General features: G+C 60.7%; 20 protein-coding genes. 7 read left to right on the forward strand and 13 right to left on the reverse strand.

The annotated features are described in order from the left end of the window. Position 1 precedes the first annotated feature (1 nt). Both GSQ77_RS29425 and GSQ77_RS07580 read right to left on the reverse strand, forming a co-directional pair. Entirely contained in the window at positions 2-2,515 is a 2,514-nt protein-coding gene (locus GSQ77_RS29425) for a PAS domain-containing hybrid sensor histidine kinase/response regulator (RefSeq protein ID WP_158900683.1), read from the reverse strand. Between the two features lie 368 nt (positions 2,516-2,883). Then, positions 2,884-4,284, reverse strand: a complete 1,401-nt coding sequence (locus GSQ77_RS07580) for a trehalose-6-phosphate synthase (protein ID WP_158900685.1) — start codon at positions 4,282-4,284, stop codon at positions 2,884-2,886. Between the two features lie 225 nt (positions 4,285-4,509). Here GSQ77_RS07580 and GSQ77_RS07585 point away from each other — a divergent pair, with 225 nt between their 5' ends. Both GSQ77_RS07585 and GSQ77_RS07590 read left to right on the forward strand, forming a co-directional pair. Next, positions 4,510-4,818, forward strand: coding sequence for a hypothetical protein (locus GSQ77_RS07585; protein ID WP_158900687.1), 309 nt, complete (start codon positions 4,510-4,512; stop codon positions 4,816-4,818). Positions 4,819-4,925: 107 nt separating this feature from the next. After that, positions 4,926-6,344 (forward strand): MFS transporter, encoded by a 1,419-nt coding sequence (locus GSQ77_RS07590; RefSeq protein ID WP_254067518.1) that lies wholly within the window; start codon positions 4,926-4,928, stop codon positions 6,342-6,344. A 114-nt stretch (positions 6,345-6,458) separates the two neighbouring features. On the opposite strand, the gene GSQ77_RS07595 is transcribed toward GSQ77_RS07590, so the two are convergent. The 4 genes from GSQ77_RS07595 to GSQ77_RS07610 form a co-directional block, all read right to left on the reverse strand. After that, on the reverse strand, positions 6,459-7,517 hold the full coding sequence (locus GSQ77_RS07595; RefSeq protein ID WP_158900689.1) for an alkene reductase: 1,059 nt from the start codon (positions 7,515-7,517) through the stop codon (positions 6,459-6,461). Between the two features lie 55 nt (positions 7,518-7,572). Next, the gene (locus GSQ77_RS07600; RefSeq protein WP_158900691.1) at positions 7,573-7,869 is read right to left on the reverse strand and encodes a helix-turn-helix transcriptional regulator; all 297 of its coding nucleotides are present in this window, start codon (positions 7,867-7,869) and stop codon (positions 7,573-7,575) included. 216 nt (positions 7,870-8,085) lie between these two features. After that, the gene (locus tag GSQ77_RS07605; protein WP_158900693.1) at positions 8,086-8,829 is read right to left on the reverse strand and encodes a transporter substrate-binding domain-containing protein; all 744 of its coding nucleotides are present in this window, start codon (positions 8,827-8,829) and stop codon (positions 8,086-8,088) included. A 61-nt stretch (positions 8,830-8,890) separates the two neighbouring features. Further along, on the reverse strand, positions 8,891-9,358 hold the full coding sequence (locus tag GSQ77_RS07610) for a CreA family protein (RefSeq protein WP_158900696.1): 468 nt from the start codon (positions 9,356-9,358) through the stop codon (positions 8,891-8,893). A gap of 148 nt (positions 9,359-9,506) precedes the next feature. Here GSQ77_RS07610 and GSQ77_RS07615 point away from each other — a divergent pair, with 148 nt between their 5' ends. Further along, entirely contained in the window at positions 9,507-10,157 is a 651-nt protein-coding gene (locus GSQ77_RS07615) for a DNA-3-methyladenine glycosylase I (RefSeq protein ID WP_174246410.1), read from the forward strand. A 4-nt stretch (positions 10,158-10,161) separates the two neighbouring features. Here GSQ77_RS07615 and GSQ77_RS07620 read toward each other — a convergent pair whose 3' ends face one another. Genes GSQ77_RS07620 through GSQ77_RS07635 form a run of 4 tightly spaced genes read right to left on the reverse strand, consistent with a single transcriptional unit; the run spans position 10,162 to position 14,438 of the window. After that, a complete protein-coding gene (locus GSQ77_RS07620; RefSeq protein ID WP_158900698.1) occupies positions 10,162-11,073 on the reverse strand; it encodes a LysR family transcriptional regulator in 912 nt (303 codons plus the stop codon). Positions 11,074-11,121: 48 nt separating this feature from the next. Then, positions 11,122-12,759, reverse strand: a complete 1,638-nt coding sequence (locus GSQ77_RS07625; RefSeq protein ID WP_158900700.1) for a DHA2 family efflux MFS transporter permease subunit — start codon at positions 12,757-12,759, stop codon at positions 11,122-11,124. Then, the gene (locus GSQ77_RS07630) at positions 12,756-13,871 is read right to left on the reverse strand and encodes an HlyD family secretion protein (RefSeq protein WP_158900702.1); all 1,116 of its coding nucleotides are present in this window, start codon (positions 13,869-13,871) and stop codon (positions 12,756-12,758) included. Before GSQ77_RS07630 ends, GSQ77_RS07625 begins: the two co-directional genes overlap by 4 nt. A gap of 15 nt (positions 13,872-13,886) precedes the next feature. Then, positions 13,887-14,438 carry a helix-turn-helix domain-containing protein gene (locus tag GSQ77_RS07635; protein ID WP_158900704.1) on the reverse strand — a complete coding sequence of 184 codons (552 nt, stop codon included), beginning with the start codon at positions 14,436-14,438 and terminating at the stop codon, positions 13,887-13,889. A gap of 124 nt (positions 14,439-14,562) precedes the next feature. On the opposite strand from GSQ77_RS07635, the gene GSQ77_RS07640 reads away from it, so the two are divergent. The 3 genes from GSQ77_RS07640 (at position 14,563) to GSQ77_RS07650 (ending at position 18,633) form a co-directional block, all read left to right on the forward strand. Beyond that, positions 14,563-16,131, forward strand: a complete 1,569-nt coding sequence (locus GSQ77_RS07640) for an efflux transporter outer membrane subunit (protein WP_158900706.1) — start codon at positions 14,563-14,565, stop codon at positions 16,129-16,131. A gap of 95 nt (positions 16,132-16,226) precedes the next feature. Then, positions 16,227-17,171 (forward strand): 2-dehydropantoate 2-reductase, encoded by a 945-nt coding sequence (gene panE, locus GSQ77_RS07645; RefSeq protein WP_158900708.1) that lies wholly within the window; start codon positions 16,227-16,229, stop codon positions 17,169-17,171. A 169-nt stretch (positions 17,172-17,340) separates the two neighbouring features. Continuing rightward, a complete protein-coding gene (locus GSQ77_RS07650) occupies positions 17,341-18,633 on the forward strand; it encodes an aspartate carbamoyltransferase (RefSeq protein WP_158900710.1) in 1,293 nt (430 codons plus the stop codon). Between the two features lie 62 nt (positions 18,634-18,695). On the opposite strand, the gene GSQ77_RS07655 is transcribed toward GSQ77_RS07650, so the two are convergent. Continuing rightward, complete coding sequence (locus GSQ77_RS07655) at positions 18,696-19,595, reverse strand: Rossmann-like and DUF2520 domain-containing protein (RefSeq protein ID WP_158900712.1); 900 nt, start codon at positions 19,593-19,595, stop codon at positions 18,696-18,698. 381 nt (positions 19,596-19,976) lie between these two features. On the opposite strand from GSQ77_RS07655, the gene GSQ77_RS07660 reads away from it, so the two are divergent. Beyond that, on the forward strand, positions 19,977-20,219 hold the full coding sequence (locus GSQ77_RS07660; RefSeq protein ID WP_158900825.1) for a hypothetical protein: 243 nt from the start codon (positions 19,977-19,979) through the stop codon (positions 20,217-20,219). Positions 20,220-20,390: 171 nt separating this feature from the next. On the opposite strand, the gene GSQ77_RS07665 is transcribed toward GSQ77_RS07660, so the two are convergent. Further along, the gene (locus tag GSQ77_RS07665; RefSeq protein ID WP_158900714.1) at positions 20,391-21,425 is read right to left on the reverse strand and encodes an asparaginase; all 1,035 of its coding nucleotides are present in this window, start codon (positions 21,423-21,425) and stop codon (positions 20,391-20,393) included. Between the two features lie 29 nt (positions 21,426-21,454). Then, on the reverse strand, positions 21,455-21,741 hold a 287-nt coding region (locus GSQ77_RS07670; RefSeq protein ID WP_158900716.1), incomplete at its 5' end, for an aldehyde dehydrogenase family protein.

The following is a 21,741-nucleotide window of genomic DNA, read 5'->3' on the forward strand; positions in this document are numbered from 1 at the left end:
CCTACTGTGGTAATAGCGCGCGCCGTACCTCGGCGATAAAATTTTCCTTGTTGAACCCGATCTTTTCGACCATCTTGATGATTGTGCCGGAATCGCCATTGAGCGCCGCACGATCGATCTCTGTGATCGGTTTGGCAGTCACGATCAGGATGGGGATGCGGGCCGTGACGGTATTCCGCCGAAGCGCTTCCACGACATCGAAGCCACTCACCTCGGGCATGATCAAGTCGAGCAAAATCAAGTCAGGCCGCACGCGCTGCGCCAAGGTAATGGCCTCGGTACCGCTGTACGCGCGCACCACTGCGTAGGCTGGCGGCGGCAAGAAAGCCGCAATCATTTCGACGGCCTTGGGATCGTCGTCCACGACCAGTATCGTGTGGCTTTGTTCTTGAACCGAGTGCAAGCCCAGATTCGCCAAGGCGCTTTTTAACTGGGCGCGGCTGACGGGCTTTTGCAATACGGTGGCGACGCCGCCGACCAGGGCGAGGCTGTTGTCGGCCTCGCCGGCGATAATCACCACCGGCACATGCGCGAGCGCATTGTTCTCGCGAATACGGTGGAGAAATTCCCAACCATCGATGCCCGGCAATTGGATATCCAGCGTGATCAGGCTGAACGTGTGTTGCGACGCCAGCTTGAGCGCGGCTTCGGCACTCCCGGCATGCACGACCGTAAAGCCCTCGGCCTCGAGCAGCAAGCGGATCAAATCGGCGGCCAGTTCGTCGTCCTCGATCACCAGGGCCACGCATTCCCTGCACTCGACGAGGGACAGACCTAGACCGCCTGTACTCAAGGGCAGCGTGTTGCTGACCTGAGCCTGCGTGCGCAGCGGCAACCAGGCCGCGAAGCGCGCTCCCTCGCCTTGCGCGCTGGCCACAGCGACTGCCCCGCCGTGCAGCTCGGCTAGTTGCTTCACCATCGCCAGACCCAGTCCGGTGCCCTCGAATTTACGCGCCAGGCTGCTATCGATTTGACTGAAGGCCTGGAATAATTTGGCCATGTTTTCTTTGGAGATTCCGATGCCGCTATCGCTGACGCAGATTTCCAGAAAATCGTCGAATTCGTTATCCGCCAAAGGGAAGCTCTGCACCGACCAAACGCCGGGTAGCGTGCCCACGGTACTGCGCGGGACGCGTCGCGCGCGCAAGGTCACGCGGCCACCGTTCGCGCTGAACTTGACCGCGTTGGACAGCAGGTTATAGACAATCTGCTTGGTCTTGCGCATGTCCAATAGCGGAACGCCCAGATCCTCCCCGACTTCAAGTTCCAGCCTGATGCGCTGAGCGGCGGCTTTTTCCCGCACGATCGACAAGCTGTTGGCCAGCAGGCTGTTCAAGTCGACCGCTTCGAGTTCGAGTGCCATCATGCCGGCCTCGACTTTCGATAAATCGAGAATGTCGTTGATCAGGGACAGCAAGTGCTGGCCGCTGGTGAAAATGTCGCCAATGTATTCATGCTGGCTTTCGGTCATCTGACCTATCAAGCCATCCTTGAGCACCTCGGAAAAACCGATGATGGCGTTCAGTGGCGTACGCAGCTCATGCGACATGGTGGCGAGGAACCCCGACTTCATCCGGCTCGCATGTTCCAACTCGATATTTTTTTCTTCCAGCGTGCGTTCGAAGCGCTTGCGCTCGGTGACATCGCGCGCGGCGGCGAACACGCCTTGCAACTTGCGATCGCGGTCGTGGAACGTCGCGGCGTTGTACGACACCACGGTTTCTTCACCGTTGCGGGCACACACGGTCAATTCATAATTGCTCACCTTGTTTTCAGTGAGCACTCGCCGGATCGCGGCATCGGCGCGCACGGGATCGGTGAAGAAGTTCTTGCAGGGCGCGCCGATCAATTCGTCGCGCGTGCAACCGGTGAGCGCCATCATCTGCTGGTTCACGTCCGAGATGATGCCGCGCGGGTCGGTCATCATGAGCGCGTCGATGTTCGATTCGATCAGCGAGCGCGTATAGAACTGCTGATCGCGTAGTTGCTGATCGAGCAACGCTTGCGCCGCCTCGACTTGTTGGCGCGCGGTGTTATCGGTGCCGATCAGCAGATAGCCGATGATGTTTTCTTGCGCGTCGCGCAGTGCCGTGACTGAGACGATGGCGCCAAAGCGGCTGCCGTCCTTGCGGATATAGGTCAACTCGTAGATATCTTCGATGCCGCGCGAGGCCTTGAATACCAGCGCTTCGAAACCGGGCGTGATGGGCGTGTCCAGTTCAAGGCTCAGCACGGCCGCGCGTGCGATCAATTCTTGCGGATCGGATATATCGGCCGGCGTAATCCGATTTACGACATCCGCAGCTTCGTAACCGAGCATGCGCTCGGCGCCGACATTAAAAATCTGGATGACGCCTTTTTCATCGGTGGCAATGCTGGAGAAGTAGGCGCTATTGAAAATCGCATCCTGCAGCGCACCGGTTTTTAGTAATGTCTTTTGACGCTGGAATTCAATGATGCCGTCATGGTCAGCGTGCTTTTCGCCAGCGCCTTCACCGGAAACCGTTGTCGACATGAATTCGTCCGCGTGGGCAATCACATCAGCAAAGCCAAGCGAATCAGGAAAGTACGTGGCTTTACTGTAGAGCAGGGCTCACGGATTGCCGAAATGCGAAAGTCGAGCGGCAAGGAGGAGATAATGGTTTAAATCATAGCAGAGGTGTGCGAAATAAGCGTCGATTTGTGTCTGGATGCACACTTTATCGACGAATTAATAATCGCGCACCGCAATGAAGCGATTATGAAATTGGCATGTACTTCCCTCGAATATAAGCGTCGATGTTAAGTGTCGGCGCAAAAGTAATCGGGTTGAGGATTATCTAGGGAGGAGCGCGATATCGAGCGCTATCGCGCGCGATATCAGGCACGATCGCCACCGCGACGTCATGCCGGCTGCGGCACTTCCACTTCGTTCATATCGCGCAGGAACGACGCGCTCCACCAATGAATGTCTTGCTCGCGAATCCGGCGCAGCAGCGCCGCATGGCGGTTGCGCCGCTCATCGAGCGACATCGTCAGCGCGCGCTGGATCGCATGCGCTGTACCTTCGGTGTCGTAAGGGTTCACCAGCAGCGCTTCCTTCAATTGTTCAGCACTCCCGGCGAAGCGCGACAACACCAGCATGCCCGGGTCAGCCGCGTCCTGCGCGGCGATAAATTCCTTGGCCACGAGGTTCATCCCGTCGCGCAGCGGCGTCACGAGGGCGACACGGCTCGCGCGGTACAGCCCCGGCAATCGCTTGCGCGCGATGTTGCGGTGGATATAGCGCACCGGCATCCAGTCCAGGCTACCGTAATCGCCATTGATGGCGCCGCACAGGCTGTCCATCTGGCGGCGAATCTGATCGTAGGCTTTGACCGCTTCGCGGCTGGGCGATGCGATCTGGATGAGTACGGCATTGTTGCGGGTCTCGGGGTAGTGCGCGAGCAGCTCTCGGAACGCGAGAATGCGCTGCGGCAGCCCTTTCGAATAATCGAGCCGATCCACGCCCAGCAACAGGTTGCGCCGCGAATACTCCTGGCGGGTGCGCTCGAACATCGCGCGCCCCTCCTTGCCTTGGGCCATCTGCTCGAACTCGTCGACGTCGATGCCGATCGGGTAGGCGTTGGCGCGTACCGTGCCGCCATACGCGCGGTAAACGTTGTCGCCCAGCGACTCAGCCTGCGCTTCGCCTTCGATGTAGTGAATGAAATGGGTGAGATCGGTGTGGCTCTGAAAGCCGACCAGATCGTAGGCGAATAGCGAGCGCATCAGCCACGCGTGTTCTGGAATAGCCGCCATGATTTGTGGCGGCGGCACCGGAATATGCAGGAAAAAGCCGATCCGATTCGTGCAACCCAGCGCGCGCAACTCAGCGGCGAGCGGTATCAGATGGTAGTCGTGTATCCAGATCAGGTCGTCGGGCTTAAGCAAAGGCAACAGTTTGCGTGCGAAAAGCGTGTTGACGCGCCGATATCCTGCGGCAAATCGCGTATCGAAGTTCGCCAGATCCAGCCGGTAATGAAAAACCGGCCACAGCACGTCGTTGGCGTAGCCGAGGTAATACGCGTCGTGATCCTCGCGGCACAGGTCCACCGTGGCCATCGTCACGTTGCCGGTCTTGCGCACGTGCAGCTCGCCTTCGCCCCTGATTCCACCATCGGCTTCCTCGACGATGTCGCCGCTCCAGCCAAACCATAGGCCGCCGGTCTGTCTCAGGGTCTCGCCTAATGCTACTGCAAGGCCGCCGGCGGCCGCCTTGCGTAAATCCGCGGTGCGATTCGAAACTGCGACTAAACGGGGCATGGTTATGGATACTTTCTCAGGTTAATTAAGTCGCGATTTGCAAAACTATGCGCTGGGATACACGTTGTATCGCCTTGTATCCTAAGCTATGAGAGTGCCGCGCCGCCTTGCAGTTCAATTTCCCTGCGATGGCATCCTTTTAAACAGGGAATCGCGTGCGGGTAAAAGTATTCGGAACGATCTCGCGATTGCCGGGACCAAACAATAAATACGGAGGAGGGCGACATGGAAATCGATACGACGGATTGGTTTGACGCGGCCGAATTTGATCCCAAGCGGCACGGCTGGTATGAAGTGCAGCTCACCAACGCAAGCACCGCGTTTGCGAAATTTGGCGAAGAGGGATGGACCGAAAAACCTGTGCTCGCATTTACTCACTGGCGCGGCTTGGTGGCGGATCCGGTTAAATCGGGTGAGACCGACACGATAGCGGCCGACGTTTCCGTGGCCACCGGGGTACGCGCGGCATGGGACGCTTTCTTCCCTGCCGGTCACATTGGCAATCCCCTTAACGGGGCCGCATCGGGCAAATAGTGCCGAAGCCGCAGTCCGCTCCAGAGCCGGCGCTGGAGCCCGCCCGGCAGCCCGCAGCGCAGTCCGCGCATGCTGCCGGCGCGGCGGTTGAGCCAGCGGGCAAAGTCATCGAGACTGACCTGCCGCCCCGGCTCGACCGGTTGCCGTGGGGTGGCTTTCACACGCTGATCGTGGTTGCGCTCGGCATTACCTGGTTGCTCGATGGGCTTGAGGTCACGCTGGCCGGATCGGTCGCCAGTGCACTCAAAACCAGTCCCACGCTCCATTTCAGCAACGCCGAGGTCGGCTTCGCCAGTAGCGCGTACATCGGCGGCGCGGTGCTCGGCGCACTGGGCTTCGGCTGGCTGACCGACCGGCTTGGCCGCCGCAAACTGTTCTTTATTACGCTGGTCTTGTATATCGCGGCCACGGCTGCCACCGCGTTTTCTTGGAATTTGTGGAGTTTTGTACTGTTCCGTTGTTTAACCGGGGCGGGAATCGGCGGCGAATATACCGCGATTAACTCAACGATCCAGGAGTTTACGCCGGCACGCATGCGCGGTTGGACCGACTTGGCAATCAACGGCACGTTCTGGATAGGTGCGGCGATCGGTGCGGCAGGTTCGCTGGTCTTGCTCGATACGCAGCGGTTCGGGGCCGATTTGGGCTGGCGTTTGTGTTTCCTGATTGGCGCTGCGCTCGGTCTCGCGATTTTTCTGATGCGACTTTGGGTGCCTGAGAGTCCGCGGTGGCTGATCCTGCATGGCCGCGGCGTCGAAGCGCGCAAAATCGTCGAGGGCATCGAAGACGGGTTGCGTCGTGGCGGCCACGCGCTTGCTACCGGAGCGCTCGTGCCCCTGAGGCTGAAGCAAGGGCAGGCGGTGGGTTTGCGGGTGGTGTTTCACACGCTGTTTCACCTGCATCGGCGTCGCGCGCTCACGGGCCTGACGTTGATGACTGCCCAGGCGTTCTTGTACAACGCGATCTTTTTTACCTATGCGCTGGTGCTGACCGATTTTTACGGGGTGCCCGGCGATCGTATCGGCTGGTATTTATTGCCGTTTGCGCTCGGCAATTTTCTGGGGCCAGTCATGTTGGGTCATTTATTCGACACGATAGGGCGCCGCAAGATGATTGCCTTTACCTATGGCGTCTCGGGAATTCTCTTGGCGGTTACCGCGTTCTTATTCGAACGCGGGCTGCTGACCAGTACCACGCAGACCTTGGCCTGGATGGTGATCTTCTTCTTCGCGTCTGCCGCTGCGAGTTCGGCTTATCTGACGGTCAGCGAAACCTTTCCGCTGGAGATACGTGCGCTGGCGATCGCTGTGTTCTATGCATTCGGCACAGCGTTAGGCGGTGTGATCGGGCCCGCGTTGTTCGGCCGGCTGATCGATACGCATAGTCGCGTGGCGGTGTGCGGCGGGTATTTGTTGGGCGCGGGCTTGATGATAGTCGCCGCGGTGGTGCAGGCGGTTTGGGGGACGGCCGCGGAACGCAAGTCGCTGGAGGAGGTGGCCACGCCGCTATCGGCGGCAAGCGATTGAACGCCGCCGCCGATAGCTATGCCACGGTATGACGAATCGAAAGGCGGCTTCAGCCTTGCCTGAATGGATTTACCCGAGCGGACTCATCTGAGCAGCCTCACCTGAAATACCTGTTCAGGAGGCCATCGCCGGGTAATCGATATACCCCTGTGGGCTGGACGCATAGAACGTTTCGGGAATCGGCGTGTTCAGAGGCGCGTCCACCTTCAGTCGCTGCGGCAAATCCGGATTCGCAATGAACAATTGGCCGAACCCGACCGCGTCGGCCTCGCCCGAGCTGAGCAATTTTTCGGCGAGCACCTTGGTGAGCTGCTGGTTGGCAATGTAGACGCCGCCAAACGCTTCCTTGATTTTCGGTCCGATGCGCGTTTCGCTCTGCCCTTCACGGGCAAAAATAAACGCGACGCCGCGCTTGCGCAACTCGCGTGCGACGTAAGTAAACGTCTCTAGCGGGTTGGAGTCGCCCATCGTGTGGGAATCGCACGCGGGTGCCAGATGCATGCCCACGCGCGACGCGCCCCACACGTCGATACAGGCGTCGGTAATTTCCAGCATCAGGCGAGCGCGGTTTTCCAGCGAGCCGCCATAGATGTCGGTGCGATGGTTGGTGCTGTCCTGCAGGAATTGATCGAGCAGATAGCCGTTCGCGCCGTGCACTTCAACGCCATCGAAACCGGCCGCCTTGGCGTTTTCGGCACCCTTGGCGAAGGCTGCCACGATTCCGGGAATTTCGTCGAGCGCAAGCGCGCGCGGCGTCACGTATTCGCGTTGCGGCCGCACCAGGCTCACATGGCCCTTGGGCGCAATCGCGCTGGGCGCGACCGGCAAATCGCCGTTGAGAAATACCGGGTCGGAAACGCGGCCGACGTGCCAGAGTTGCAGCAGGATGCGCCCACCGGCGGCATGCACGGCATCGGTGATTTTCTTCCATCCGGCGACTTGCTCATCTGACCAGATGCCCGGCGTGTCCGCATAGCCCACACCTTGCGGCGACACGGCCGTGGCTTCGGCAAGGATCAGGCCGGCCGAAGCGCGTTGCACATAGTACTGAACCATCAAATCGTTGGGCACCCGACCCGGGTTGGCCGCGCGCGAGCGCGTTAACGGCGCCATGATGATGCGGTTGGGCAACTCGAGAGCGCCGATCTTGATCGGATCAAACAAAGTGGTCATGGATTGTTTCCTTGGATTAAGTTGAGCCGGCGGTACTGCGGCGCGGCCTGCGCCGTTACAGCTCGCCGTTGACGTGGTCGCGAAAAGCCTGCAGCGTGGCTTCGTTACGGCTGAAGAAAACCCACTGGCCGATCCGCCTTGCCTGGATTAACTGCGCTTTTTGCAGCGTGGCGAGGTGGGTGGACACAGTCGACTGCGAGAGGCCTGTGCGCTCGTCGATTAGCCCGGCGCATACGCCGAAATCGAGCGGGTGCGCCTGGTGTGCGAAGTACTGCTGCGGCTCTTTGAGCCACAGCAGTATCTGCCGCCGAACCGGGTTCGCGAGCGCTTTGTGTATGAGGTCGAAGTCCATCGCTGATTCCTGTTGCTGCTTGTTGATGCTCGTTGCTACTACTTGTCCCCTCACTTATATCCCAATATCTCGAAATTAATATCGAGATATTGGGATATAAGAATCGACATTATACGATATAGATAATTGTCGTGCTGGCCGCGTCTTGGGCTCGTGCGTTACCGCGACGACGCCGCTAGACTAGGTCTATCAGCGCGCTGACAGTAGCCGCAACACTCACTCAGCGCCAGCGACGGGTTCGTCGTGCAGACCGGCCGCGTCGAAGATCTCGCGGACCAGCCCAGAGGCCTTGGCTTCAACGAGAAAGGCGCTCGCGTAAGCCAGTGCCGCCGGCCGGTCGAGTGGCACCGCGATAGCGATACCGGTTTGCTGAAAGCCACCGTCGACAATGCGTGCACCGGGCAAGTCGGCCAGGAACGATTGCAGCGAATCGCGTGACAACGCCAGCGCGTCGGCTTCGCCCGTGCGGATTGCCGCGACTGCCGCGTCGACCGATTCGATCGGTGTCGGCGTCGTGTGCGTCAGCGTGCGAGCGGCGGCGCGGATGGTGGTGGTATTCGCGATGCCGACTACGCGCACATGCGCCTGGTCGACACCGGCCAAGTCGACAATTCCGGAAGCGCCGGAAACCAGATACGTGCTTTCCAGCAGGTAGTAGGCCGGGCCAAACGCCACCTTTTCACGGCGCAACGCATCGACCGGCATAAAGGCCACGTCGACCGAGCCCGCATTGACGGCTTCCGTACAGGCTCCGGAATTCGGAAATACCGAATAGCCGACCGGAACGCCGAGCTGGCGCGCCAGCTGCGCCCCGAGTTCGACGGTCACGCCTCGAACGACGCCGCTCGCATCATCGCGCGAGACGAAAAACACGCCGGCGTTCGGCGCTTCGACTACACCCACTCTCAAGCTGCCGGTCGCAACCAGCTCTTGCGTCACTTCGGTATCTGCGGCTTTCAAACTAAGCTCCTCGTTTAAGTTGAGACACCCGGTTGAGACACCCGGTTGATCGACACCCGGTTCATTTGACCGGGATCGGCGTGGCAGCGGGCACGGGCACGGCCGTCACGCTATTTTTGGGGCTACCGGTGGCAACCCGGTCGCTATACGTCAGGTAGACCAGGGTGTTGCGCTTGCGGTCGACGACCCGCACCACATGCAGCGTCTTGAAGATAAACGACAGCCGTTCGGTAAACACATCGGTTTGAACGGGCAGTGGCGAAGTAAAGCCGATGGTGCTCACTTGCCGGCAGGCTATCGACGCTTCGGTCGGATCTTCGGCGATGCCGAGCGTGCCCTTGACGCCGCCCGTGCGAGCGCGAGACACATAGCACGTGACGCCGGTGACCAGCGGGTCGTCGTAGGCTTCGACCACGACCCGGTCGGAACCGGTGAAATGGAAGTTGGTGTTGACGCTGGCGATTTCCTCGGCGGTGCACACATGGGCCAGTGGCAGTAGAGCGGCAAGTGCAATCAGTTTGTGAATCATGGTATTTCCTTCTCGGGGGCCTGCTGGATCGGACCAACTCGCCAATCTCACCGATACTACTTTAGTATGTGCGACGTGCTCAATAAGTCGAGACGCAATCTGCACGCGGAATCGGCACGCATGAGCGTTTCATCCAGAGACTTCTTTTATGACAACTACACCTGCTATCGCCAACGGGCTGCACACCGACGCGGATTCGGTAGTGCGCTGCCAGTGGTGCGGAATCACATCGATCTATCAACGCTATCACGATACCGAATGGGGTTTCCCGGTGGACGACGACCGTCAGCTATATGAAAACGTGTGCCTCGAAGGGTTTCAGGCGGGTTTGAGCTGGCTGACGATTCTGAACAAGCGTGACGCTTTCCGTCGCGGTTTTGAACAGTTCGATATGGACAAGGTCGCCAAATTTGGCGAGAAGGATATTGAACGGCTGGTCGCGGATGCAGGCATTGTGCGTCATCGCGGCAAGATCGAAGCGACCATCAATAACGCTCAGCGCGCCATTGAGATGCGTAAGGAGTTCGGTTCGCTGGCCGCTTATTTTTGGCGCTTCGAACCCCACGCCACGAGTCGGCCCAAGGTCATGACCCACGACGCGTTTCGAGCGATGCCGCCGAGCGAGCAGGCAGTGGCCTTGTCCAAGGATCTTAAAAAGCGGGGCTGGAAATTCGTCGCACCCACGACGATCTACGCGTTCATGCAGGCGATCGGTCTGGTCAACGATCATCTCGAAGGGTGCGGCGCGCGCAAGCTTGCGCTGGCTGCACGGCGCAAATTCAAAGTCGCGACCGAATAAGAACTTACGGCCCCGGCACCCCATCGGGAAAAGCCGTGAACTTTTCCACCATGAAATCGACGAAGGTTCGCACTTTCGCCGACATGTTGCGTCGGCTCGCGAAGGCGAGGTTCATGCCGATGGGCGGCAGTACGCGATCGGGCAGCAGCCGCACGAGTTGACCCGCAGCGACCTCGGCGGCGACCAGATAACAGGGCAGCACGGCGATACCGAGGCCGCCGACCGCAAAGCGTCGCAGCATTTCGACATTGTTGGCGACCACGCATTGGTCTTCGCGCAGCACGGTGTCGCCGAGTTCTTCGATCGTGCGTTGGCTCACGTTGAGCTCGTTGCTGGCATGGGTCAGGAAGACATGCCGATCAAAATCGGCCGGACTGCGCGGCATGCCCTTGCGTGCAATGTATTCGGGGGAAGCCACCAGAAACAGCGCACTCGACGTGAAGCGCCGCATGACGAGCGAGGTACCGTGCTCGTTGCCGTCGGGCGTAATCACCACATCACAGCGATGCGCGACGAGATCGACCGGCTCGTCGCTCACCATCACATGCGGTATCACCTCCGGGTAGCGCTCCATATATTCTTTCAACAGCCCGGTCATATTACGCAGCCCGAAAGCCACCGGTGCCGCGATGCGCAGGATACCCGCAGGCGCTTGATGCTGCGCCGTGATCAGGTTCTCCGCGTCGTCGATATCCTCGACGATCTGCCGGGCTCGTTCCAGGAAAATATGCCCCGTTTCAGTCAGCGAGACACGCCGCGTAGTGCGCTGGAACAGGCGTATGCCGAGACGTTCTTCCAGCGCGGCTACCAGCCGAGTGGTCACGGCATTCGACAGATCCAGGTTTTCCGCTGCGCCGGTGAAGGTACCGATGTCGGCAACTTTGACAAACACACGCAGTGACTGAAGATGATCCATCGGTAAGCTCCATGATCGAGCGCGATCTTTTTTTGACGTTCGCGCGGTTCAATGGGCGTCGGCTGACGGCCCCTTGGGCGGTGCAATTTTACGCATCAGCGGCACCAGCGCCGTAGTGATAATAAAACACACCATGATCACGACATACGTGTCGCTGAAGGTTTGCGTCTGCGCCTCCCTGAAGGTGAGCAGCCACAATTCCTTGAGCGCGGTGCTCTGTGCATCGAGCGTGTCTTTCCCCCACGTCGCCATATTGCCACTGACATCGGACAATAAGCCATTCATGGCTTCATTCGTGGTGTTCAAATGTTCGGCGAGCCGCAAGAAGTGCAGGTTGGTGCGATCGTTGAGAATCGTCGCGCAGCCGGCAATGCCGATGGCTCCGCCCAGGTTGCGCATCAGGTTGAACAAACCGGAGGCCAGTTTCAAGCGCTCGGGCGCCAAGCCGCCCAATGTCAGCGTGACAGTGGGTGCGACCGCGAATTGCTGTGCCATGCCGCGCAGCGCCTGCGGCAAGAGCAACTGCCGCGCGCCCCAATCGTGGGTAATGGGCGTGAAATTCCACATCGACAGCGCGAACAGCGCCAGCCCCAGCATCAGCAACCAGCGCAGGTCGACGCGTTTGGCCAGGTACACATACAAGGGGATCGACATGATCTGGAACACGCCGGTCGAAAACACGGCCAAGCCAATCTGCAACGCACTGAAACCCCGCACTTGACCGAGGAATACCGGCGTCAGGTAAATCGTGGCGAAGATCCCGATGCCGGCCACGAACGAGAACAGGCAGCCGAGCGCAAAATTGCGGTTCTTCAACGCGCGTAAGTCGACGACGGGGTTGGCGTAGGCCAGCGAACGCCAGATAAACGCAACGCCCGCAATCCCGGAGATCCATGCGGTGGTCAGGATCACGTTGTCGCTGAGCCAATCCCAACGCGGTCCTTCCTCCAGCGTGTACTCGAGGCAACCGAGAAAGAGCGCCATCAGTACGATGCCCGGGTAATCGGCGCCGCGCAGCAGCGAGAGATTGGGTTTGTCGATGCGTACCAACATCGGCACCGCAATCGCGACGAAGATACCCGGCACCAGGTTGATAAAGAATAGCCAGTGCCACGACGAATGATCGGTAATCCAGCCGCCCACGGTCGGTCCCAGCGTGGGCGCCAGCGATGCGATGCCGCCGACTGTCGCCGCCGCGATGACGATTTTCGGGCCTTTGAAAAAGGCAAACACGGTAGTGAACACGAGCGGGATCATCGAGCCGCCGAGGAAACCCTGCATGGCACGAAACACGATCATGCTCTGGATGTTCCAGGCCGCACCGCACAGCAGGCTGGCGATCGTGAAGCCGGCCGCCGACGCGCAAAACAGCCAGCGCGTGGACATCACGCGAGAGAGCCAGCCCGAGAGCGGTATCACGATAATTTCGGCGATCAGGTAAGCGGTCTGGACCCAGGCGGTTTCATCGGCCCCGGCCGAGAGGCCGCCGCCGATATCGCGCAACGAAGCCGAAACGATCTGGATGTCGAGCAGGGCGATGAACATGCCCACGCACATGGTGGAGAAGGCGAGCAGCTTCTGGCCTTCGGTCAGTTCAGCCGTGGGCGAGGGCGCGACGGGCGGTGCTGGCGGGATGCGCGTAGCAGCACTGCTGGGCGCTGAAGCGGTGAGGGCCGTGGCGCTCATTTCTGCCCCTCTTGTGCGAGATGGGTGTCGACGTCGGCTTCTACCGACAGGCCGGGTCGCAGCGTACCCAGTTGCGAATCTTTTTCATCGAGCACGATGCGTACGGGCACGCGCTGCACGATTTTCGTGAAGTTGCCGGTCGCATTTTCCGGCGGCAGGATGCTGAACTGCGCGCCGGTGGCTGGTGCGAGGCTGCCGACCGTGCCATGGAATACACGGCCCGGCATGACGTCGGCCCGCACCGTGGCACGCATGCCAGGCTGCATATGCGCCAACTGGTCTTCCTTGAAATTGGCATCGACCCACAGGCCATGCGCTGGTACGACCGATAGCAGCTGGCTGCCGGCCGCGGCATAGGCGCCGTCGCGGGCGCGCCGATTGCCGATGGTGCCGTCGATCGGTGCGCGCAACTCGGTATAGCCCACGTTCAGCTTGGCGATATCGCGCTCGGCGATCGCCTGTTCGAGCGCGGCTTGCGCCTGCTGCTTCTGGGTGGCGATCACGTCGAGTTGGCGTTGGGCTGCGGTGACAGAAGCGGCGGCTTTGTCGCCGTAAGCGACGGCCTGTTTGTATTCGGCGTCGGCCTTTTGCGAACTCTGGATCGATACCGCCGCCTTGTTCGATAAATCGAGGTAGCGGACCTGGTCTTCGTGTGCACGCACGGTGTCCGCGCTGGTCGCTGTCACTGCGGCACGCGCTTGCGCAATCACAGCTTGTTGCAGCTTCGCGGTGGCGTCCAGGTTGGCCAGCGTCGCTTGCTGTGCGGCCACCGCGCCTTCGGCCTTGGCGAGCGCTGCGCGATAGTCGCGATCGTCGATCTTGACCAGCAAGTCGCCGGCATGCACGGCCTGGTTATCGACCACCGCGACTTGCGTGATATAGCCTGGCACCTTGGTGCCGATCACGGTGACTTCGCCGCCGACATAGGCGTCGTCGGTACTTTGGAAAAAGCGCCCGGTAGTCCACCAGTGCACGCCATAGCCCGCGGCAGCCAGTGCGGCGAGCGTAAGGCCCGCGGCGATCAGCAATCGCTTGCGGTTCGGTTTCGCCTGCGGCTTGGGTAGCGGTACGGCGCCTAAATGTTCGGTCAGCGTGTTGGACGTGGACGACATGGTGTTTCCTCTGGATTAAATAGTGGCCGTACTGGGCGTGATTGGGGTCGCAGGGGCGGCTGGGCTGGCGTCGACTCCCGACGGCTTGGCCGCGCGCGTCAGCCGTTGGCGCAAGCGTTCGCTTGCGGCCGGCCCGGGCAGCACGGCGTGATCTTCGAGCGTGATCGGTTTGCCGGTATTGCGGTCCACCAGGATCAGGTCGACCGGCTTGCCGGTGGCCAAGTCAGTGAGTTGAGCGCTTGCGCCTTCGGCCTCGAAATGTTTGTTGCCCCAGTCGACCAGCGTCAGGATGATCGGGCGAAAATCCAGGCCGACCGATGTCAGCACGTATTCATAGCGCGGCGGTTTTTCACAGTATTGGCGGCGTTCCAACAGGCCTTCCGCGACCAGCACGCTCAAGCGGCGGCTGAGCATGTTGGTCGCGATGTCCAGGTTTTTCTGGAATTCGTCGAAGCGTTTGGTGCCATAGAACGCCTCGCGCAAGATCAGGATGCTCCACCACTCGCCGACTCTTTCGAGGCTGCGAACGACGGGGCACTGCACGTCGCTGAGGATCTTTTTCTGCATGATCGGAAAATCTCCCGAAAAAAGTTTGTTGCTTGCAATATGAAAGTTAGTATAAAGTAGTGACTTGCATGTTGCAAGCAACAAAGCGAAATAGTCGATTTGGCCTGATCACGAGGAGTTTGGAATGTCTGAAAATCTGGGCGCGCATACCCGCGCGCAGTCCGGTTCGCGTGACTCGCGCAGCCGAACGAGCGCTGTGCCACCGCGATCGGCTAGGGGAGTGGCTGCCAGCGTGGCCGCCAGCGCGGCGAAGGGTTCGGCTTCGGGTTTGGCTGTGATTGCACTCGTATGCGCACTGAGTTTGGCCGGCTGTGCCGAAGTCGGCCCGGACTACCGGCAACCGGCCTCGACCATGCCGGCCACGTTTCACAACAGCACGGCGTTGGCTGCGCACGATGCGGCGGCGCCCGTACCGGCGCCTGCGCTAGACACGTGGTGGAACGGGTTCAACGATCCTGAATTGACCCGCATCGTGCAGCGCGTGCTCGAGCAGAACCTGGACCTTGCCGCGGCCATGGCGCGCATCCAGCAAGCCCGTGCCGCGGCGAACCATGCCGGCGCCGAGCGCCTGCCCGAAGGCAGCGCGTCCGCCAGCATCGCGGGCCAGCGTCAATCGCTCAATAGCCCGCTTGGTGAAGCCGGCCGGACACTTCCCGGCTACACCCGCAACCAGTCACTGACCGATCTGGGCATAGGGGCGAGTTGGGAGCTCGATTTATTTGGCGGCTTGAAGCGCGGCGCCGAAGCGGCCGATGCGCAAGCGCAGGCTGCGCAAGCGGACGGCGACGGCGTGCGTATTTCTGTGGCGGCCGAGGCGGCCGATGCCTATTTCCGCGTGAGAGGCGCGCAGCAGCGTATTGCGATCGCGCAAAGCCAGGTCGATACCGACTCGCATTTGCTGCAACTGGTGACGTGGCGCATGAACGACGGCTTGGCGACCAATCGGGAATTGGCCGAGGTGCAGGCGCTGGTAGCGCAATCGCGCGCGACCATCCCGCCGCTGCGTATCGAGCTGGAGACTCAGTTGAATCGACTCGACGTACTGATGGGCGCGCAGCCCGGCACCTACGCGGCCGAGCTGCGCAGTCCGGCCAACGGGTGGGTCGTGCCGGCCATTTCGACGGCGCAAGGGCCGAGCGATCTGTTGCGGCGGCGCCCCGACGTGATCGCGGCAGAACGTCACGTGGCCGCGGCCAATGCGCAAATTGGGGTTGCCACGGCGGAGTATTACCCCAAGGTGTCGATCTCGGCGCTGCTCGGTTTCGAGAGCTTGAGCGGCGGTAAATTGCTCAGTGCAGCGTCTTTTCAACCTGAGGCGCTCGCCGGTCTGCGCTGGCGGTTGTTCGATTTTGGGCGCGTCGATGCCGAAGTGGCGCAAGCCAAGGGCGTCAATGCCGAAGCACTGGCGAACTACGGCAAAGCGATGCTGCGCGCGACTGAAGATGTCGAAAATTCCATCGTCACGCTGACTCAGACCGAAACGCAGAGTCAGGAGCTGAGCACCGAAGTGGATGCGCAGCGGCGCGCGCGCGATGCGGCGGAAGATGCTTATAAAGGCGGTGCGATTGGCCTTTACGAAGTGCTGGATCAGGACCGCCAGTTGTTGGCTGCGCAGGATCAGTTGGCGAGCGCGCATACCGACGATGCGCGCGCGGCAGTGTCGACGTTTCGCGCGCTGGGTGGCGGATGGTAAAGTCTTACACGATGGGAACGGATGGAAGCGCAGCGAAATAATCGAGCAATTGAAACGCGGTCGCGTCAATTGCTCATCACACAGAGATAACTTAGATGCGAATTCTTGTAGTAGGAGCCGGTGCGACCGGCGGATATTTCGGTGGCCGGCTGCTCGAGGCCGGGCGCGATGTCACCTTTCTCGTTCGTGCCCCGCGGGCCAGCCAGATCGCGCAGCACGGTCTGATCATCAAAAGTCCGGATGGCGACGCAACACTGCGCGACGTAAAGACGGTACAGGCTGAAACGCTGAGCGAGACCTACGACCTGATCTTGCTGAGTTGCAAGGCGTACGATCTCGAGGGGGCGATGGCTTCGTTCGCACCGGCGGTGGGGCCCGAGACAGTCATCCTGCCGCTGCTGAATGGATTGCGCCATCTCGATGTCCTCGATCAGGCTTTCGGTCGACACCGCGTGCTGGGCGGCCGCTGCGCGATTGCCGCGACGCTCGACGCCGAGCGCGCGATCGTGCATCTTAACGCCCAGCCCGGCATCACTTTCGGCGTGCGCGAAAGCACGGCGCCCGCGAAGATCGAGGCCATCACGGCGGCCATGCAAACCGGCCGATTCGATGCCACGGCCAGCCCGGACATCATGCTGGAGATGTGGGAAAAGTGGGTGTTCCTCGCTACGCTGGCGTGCAGCACTTCGCTGTTTCGCGCCACCATCGGCGACATCATCGCGGCGCCAGAAGGTGAGAAGAGCATCGCCGAACTGTTCGAAGAATGCCGTGCGGTCGCTCTGGCCAACGGGTATACGCCGCGAGAGGCTTTCGTCGCCAACGCGCAGAAGATGCTCCTCGCCGCGGGTTCGACACTGACCGCTTCGATGATGCGCGATGTCGAGAACAACTCCCGTATCGAGGCCGACCACATCGTCGGCGATTTGATTTTGCGCGCTGCCGCCGCCGGCATGAGCGATCAGCAGACGTCGATGTTGCGGATCGCCTATACGCATTTGAAGGCGTATGAAGCGCGCCGGGCGCGTACTGAGGCTGCTTGATTCGAGACGGATCAAAAAATCCAGGAAGCGCTGCTGTCGCGCAAATAGGCGGCACGCTTTCCGGCAGGTTCTGACATTTACGCTCCGACATTTGGGCCGCTAGCCTTGACAGCGGCCTTAGTCATGACCGAATATACGCAAAGCGTATATTTTGTGATCGAGGTGCTCCATGGACACTCCCCAGCAGACTTTCCTCCGCGACGCGATGCGGCAACTCAACATGACGCGCGAATCGTTCGCCAATCGGCTCGGGGTCAGGCGTAGAGCCCTGGATTCCTGGCTTTTACCCAGCGATTCCCACGAATTCCGGGTCATGCCGGAAGTGGTCGAGCGCTTTACCGGTGAAATCCTGCACGCCCACCTGCAAGAAAAAACGGTGACGCAGAGTGTATATCCCGGCGCCTTGCGTGATGCCATGCTTTTTGAAGGCCGGCCCCAATTGTTGTCGGTCGATCAATTCAACCGCGACTCGGCCGAGGCGCTGTTTCGCGTTGCCGATTTGATGCAGCCGATTGCGCGACGTCAGAAGATTTCACGCGTGCTCGAAGGGGCGGTACTGGGCAATCTGTTTTTCGAGGCCAGTACGCGTACCCGGGTCAGTTTTGGCGCCGCGTTTTGCCGTCTGGGCGGCTCCGTGTGCGACACCACCGGCTTTACTTTTTCGTCGATGGCCAAAGGCGAATCGATTTACGACACGAGCCGGGTCATGAGCGGCTATGTCGATGCAATGGTCGTGCGTCATCCCGAGCAAGGTTCAGTGGCCGAGTTCGCGCGTGCCACCAATATCCCCGTGATCAACGGCGGCGATGGTGCCGGCGAGCATCCGAGCCAGGCCTTGCTGGACCTCTACACCATACAGCGCGAGTTTTCGCGACTGGGCAAGTTGGTGGATGGAGCGCATGTGGCCATGGTCGGTGACCTGAAATACGGTCGCACTGTGCATTCGCTGATCAAATTACTGTCGCTTTATCGCAATCTCAAATTCACGCTGGTTGCGCCTCACTCGCTGGAAATGCCGTCCTATATCCTGGAGCGGGTCGCGGCTGGCGGCCATGTGGTCGAACAGACGCAGACGCTGGACGAAGGCCTCAAAGATGCCGACGTGATTTATGCGACACGCATCCAGAAGGAGCGTTTCGCCGACGAGGCGTTCGAGGGTTATACGCCCGATTTCCAGGTCAACCAGGCGCTGATCGATACTTACTGCCGCCCGGACACCATCATCATGCACCCGCTGCCGCGCGATAGCCGGCCCGGGGCGAATGACCTCAGCACCGACTTGAATCACGACGCTCGGCTGGCCATTTTCCGGCAGACGGACAATGGCATACCGGTACGTATGGCGATCTTCGCTGTGCTACTGGGCGTGGATCAGCAGGTTCAGCATTCGATGCGCGACGCCGCGTGGCGGCCACCGTCTCACATCGGACCGGACGACGCGCTGTTCCACGGCATCGACTAGCTCGCCGTCAAGGCGTTTGCGGTGAAGGGTGCCGCAAACGATGCTGTTGTCGCGGGCGGGGCTTACAGGTAGGGCTCCAGCATCGCGTCGATTGCGTCCAACGCGCCCGGCATCGGCTTGCGCGCGCGGGCAAGACGCACCGCACGCCGGGTCATCTGGGCGTAAAGCCGCGCGTGCTCGCCGCCCAGTTGCTGCAAGCGCTCAAGGTGCCGTTCGACCACTGCGGCGTCGCCGCGCGATACGGGGCCTGCCAGCGCGGACGAAAGACCCAGGTCGCGCGTCGTCTTGAGCGTGCCCTCGAGCATGGGCCACAGCGCCGCCAAGGTGTCTTCCTCGTTGACGCCGAAACTACCCCATACCTCCACTGCCTCACGCAGCCCACACAAAATAAAACTGGCCGCATAGTTAGCGGACGCGTGATACAGCATGCGCGCGCCGTCAGGGATCTCCAAGGGCGTGCAACGCAATGCGTGAACCAAGGCGGTCAGTTGCGCTTTCAACGGCTCGGGCGCTTCCAGCGTGATGTACGCGCCGACGATGCGTTCGCGATCGGCGGCCAAGCCGCTGAACAAATAGAGCGGATGAAAACCGCCGATCACGGCCCCCTGTTGTCGGGCGGGTTCGAGCAGGCTGACTTCCGATGCGCCGCTGCAATGCACGACTGCCTGGCCAGGCCGGAAATTGAGCGACGCGGCGCTCGCCGCGATCGCATCGTCGGGAACCGTAATAAAAATCAACTGGGCCGCGTCGACCACTTGCTGAGGGCCGTCACTTGCCGTGCATGCCTTGCATCCCGGCACCTCGGCGGCGAACTGCTCGGCCGACGCACGCGAACGGCTGGCCACAGCGGATACGGTGTAGCCGGCTTGGGCCCAAACCGCAGCGAGGCAGCGGGCGACGCGGCCTGCGCCGATAAAGCCAAGGGTCGGCAGGGCAGCAGTAGCGGTGTCAGCGGAGGGCATCGTAAGACTCGCAATTCGGTTTGAAGCCGGTAATTTACCTGCAAGCGATGCGGTTGCCTACTCTATGCGCGCACTGCCGCACTGCCGCACTGCGTTAACGGCGTTCGGCGCGCGCAATGGGCTTGTCGGTGAACGAAGAGCGAAGAGGTTGTGTACCAAAGTGTGAGCGCGAAACTTGCGTTGCAGCGCATCTACACCGGTAGAAGAAGCACAAAGCCAGTCCTGGCTTGGGTTACGGCGAATTATTTTGGGATGTCACAACTTGCAATTTGCAACAAATGCGCTGTGCGCCCTGTCTAAAAAGTGGTTATATTTATTCAGTGCAAGCCCCTGAGGGATTGCTTTTGCAAGGAGCAGCAAGTGAAAAAGATCATTTCCCTGATGGCCGTCGCAGTGTGTGCCGTGGCTGCATCGACTGCCGCGCAGGCGCGCGTAACAGTCGGTATCGGGATCGGCGTACCGGGTTATTACGCCCCGCCTCCGGTTTATTACGCGCCGCAGCCTGTTTATGTGCAACCGCAACCTGCGTATGCGCCGGTGTATGTGGCTCCTCCGATCGTGTACGCACCGGCTTACTACGGCGGCTATGGCTATTACGGGTATCGCCGCGGTTATCGCTACTAAGCGCATGCAAGGCTAGCGCGCGGGCGCGCTTATTTGCTCGTGTATTTCCTCGTCTATTTTCTGGCCGAGTATTCCCGAGCGCTTACCAAGCCGACGCGATTATCAATTGCTATGCAACTCGACTGGCCGCCCATTTTTATGGGCGGCCAGTTTCATTTTCAGGTGATGTAGTCAGGCGCGCTCGAGCTTGAGCGTGACTTCGGTATGGCCCGTCGTGATGCCGACCGTATTGACGATGGCGGGACGTCGCCACGCATCGAGCTTGGCACGCATCGCTGGCGTGCCGAGTTCGAGTTGATGCAGTAGTTCGACCACCAACGCGTACACAACAGTGGTGTCGCCATCTTCGACCTTCACTGCGAGCCCAAGGCCACGGTCCGGATAACCCAGCGCGTAACTGGCTCCCGCGCCCACTTTGCCCACCAGCGTGCCTTCATAAGCTTGCATCAACTCGGTACAGAAGCGTCGCTCGCCACCGACCAGCTCCGGATGCCGCGTCATTGCCCGATACAAGCGACCCAATGCCGACGTGCGCGCATCAGTAGTAGTGTCCGTAGCCGCGGGTACGCGCGCGCCACTGGCGCTCGCTAACTTGGCAAAAACCAGGGCCAAGCGGTCGAGCGCAAAACTTGGAGTGGGCAAGTTGCAGCCATCCGTACCCCAGGCGATCGCGTCGGGCGGCAGTTCGCATAACTGCGCGAGGGTCTCGGCGACGCGCCGCTGCAGCGGATGCTGGGGCGCATGATAGTCGGCGCTGGGCAGACCCAGCGCACGCGCCGCCGCGAGCATACCGACGTGCTTGCCCGAGCAGTTGCTACACACCGGCGTCGGCGTGAAATCGGCCTTGATCCAGGCGCGGAACACTTCGTCGGATAAAGGCGGGTGGCCGCCGCAGCGCATCTCGGCCTCGCTCGCACCGATTGCCGCCAGCATATGGCGCGTGCGTTCGATATGCCGGGGCTCGCTGCTGTGCGAGGCGCAGCATAGCGCGAGGTCGGCTTCGTCGAGCGCGAACTGGTCGAACGCGCCCGATTCCAGGATCGTCAGCGCCTGCGCAGGCTTGATTGCGGAGCGGGGCAGGGTGGCGCGCTGCGGATCGCCAAAGCGATACAGCAGCGCACCACCCGCATCCACCACGGCGACATGAGCGGCGTGGCGGTTCTCGACTGCCGGTCCACGGTAAGTGACGGCTGCGATGTCGTTCATGATGGATGCCGTCTCGTTAGGTCGCGTTGTTACATGCCACCCAAGCACAGGTACTTCATTTCGAGATATTCATCGATCCCGTACTTCGAGCCTTCGCGGCCCAGGCCCGATTGCTTGACTCCGCCAAACGGCGCCACTTCATTCGAGATCATGCCGGTATTCACGCCCACCATGCCGTATTCCAGCGCCTCGCTCACGCGCCAGATGCGGCCGATATCGCGGCTGTAGAAATACGAGGCCAGCCCGAACTCGGTGTCGTTAGCCATCGCCACGGCATCGCTTTCTTCGGTGAATTTCGAAATCGCTGCGACCGGCC

Source organism: Burkholderia sp. L27(2015) (genome assembly GCF_009765705.1).
Classification (GTDB): domain Bacteria; phylum Pseudomonadota; class Gammaproteobacteria; order Burkholderiales; family Burkholderiaceae; genus LMUX01.

Excerpts from the sequence above, each read along its gene's own strand:
- GSQ77_RS29425 (WP_158900683.1), bottom strand. The coding sequence starts at position 2,515 with ATGTCGACAACGGTTTCCGGTGAAGGCGCTGGCGAAAAGCACGCTGAC.
- GSQ77_RS07580 (WP_158900685.1), bottom strand. The coding sequence starts at position 4,284 with ATGCCCCGTTTAGTCGCAGTTTCGAATCGCACCGCGGATTTACGCAAG.
- GSQ77_RS07585 (WP_158900687.1), top strand. The coding sequence starts at position 4,510 with ATGGAAATCGATACGACGGATTGGTTTGACGCGGCCGAATTTGATCCC.
- GSQ77_RS07595 (WP_158900689.1), bottom strand. The coding sequence starts at position 7,517 with ATGACCACTTTGTTTGATCCGATCAAGATCGGCGCTCTCGAGTTGCCC.
- GSQ77_RS07600 (WP_158900691.1), bottom strand. The coding sequence starts at position 7,869 with ATGGACTTCGACCTCATACACAAAGCGCTCGCGAACCCGGTTCGGCGG.
- GSQ77_RS07610 (WP_158900696.1), bottom strand. The coding sequence starts at position 9,358 with ATGATTCACAAACTGATTGCACTTGCCGCTCTACTGCCACTGGCCCAT.
- GSQ77_RS07615 (WP_174246410.1), top strand. The coding sequence starts at position 9,507 with ATGACAACTACACCTGCTATCGCCAACGGGCTGCACACCGACGCGGAT.
- GSQ77_RS07620 (WP_158900698.1), bottom strand. The coding sequence starts at position 11,073 with ATGGATCATCTTCAGTCACTGCGTGTGTTTGTCAAAGTTGCCGACATC.
- GSQ77_RS07625 (WP_158900700.1), bottom strand. The coding sequence starts at position 12,759 with ATGAGCGCCACGGCCCTCACCGCTTCAGCGCCCAGCAGTGCTGCTACG.
- GSQ77_RS07630 (WP_158900702.1), bottom strand. The coding sequence starts at position 13,871 with ATGTCGTCCACGTCCAACACGCTGACCGAACATTTAGGCGCCGTACCG.
- GSQ77_RS07635 (WP_158900704.1), bottom strand. The coding sequence starts at position 14,438 with ATGCAGAAAAAGATCCTCAGCGACGTGCAGTGCCCCGTCGTTCGCAGC.
- GSQ77_RS07640 (WP_158900706.1), top strand. The coding sequence starts at position 14,563 with ATGTCTGAAAATCTGGGCGCGCATACCCGCGCGCAGTCCGGTTCGCGT.
- panE (WP_158900708.1), top strand. The coding sequence starts at position 16,227 with ATGCGAATTCTTGTAGTAGGAGCCGGTGCGACCGGCGGATATTTCGGT.
- GSQ77_RS07650 (WP_158900710.1), top strand. The coding sequence starts at position 17,341 with ATGGACACTCCCCAGCAGACTTTCCTCCGCGACGCGATGCGGCAACTC.
- GSQ77_RS07655 (WP_158900712.1), bottom strand. The coding sequence starts at position 19,595 with ATGCCCTCCGCTGACACCGCTACTGCTGCCCTGCCGACCCTTGGCTTT.
- GSQ77_RS07660 (WP_158900825.1), top strand. The coding sequence starts at position 19,977 with ATGGCCGTCGCAGTGTGTGCCGTGGCTGCATCGACTGCCGCGCAGGCG.
- GSQ77_RS07665 (WP_158900714.1), bottom strand. The coding sequence starts at position 21,425 with ATGAACGACATCGCAGCCGTCACTTACCGTGGACCGGCAGTCGAGAAC.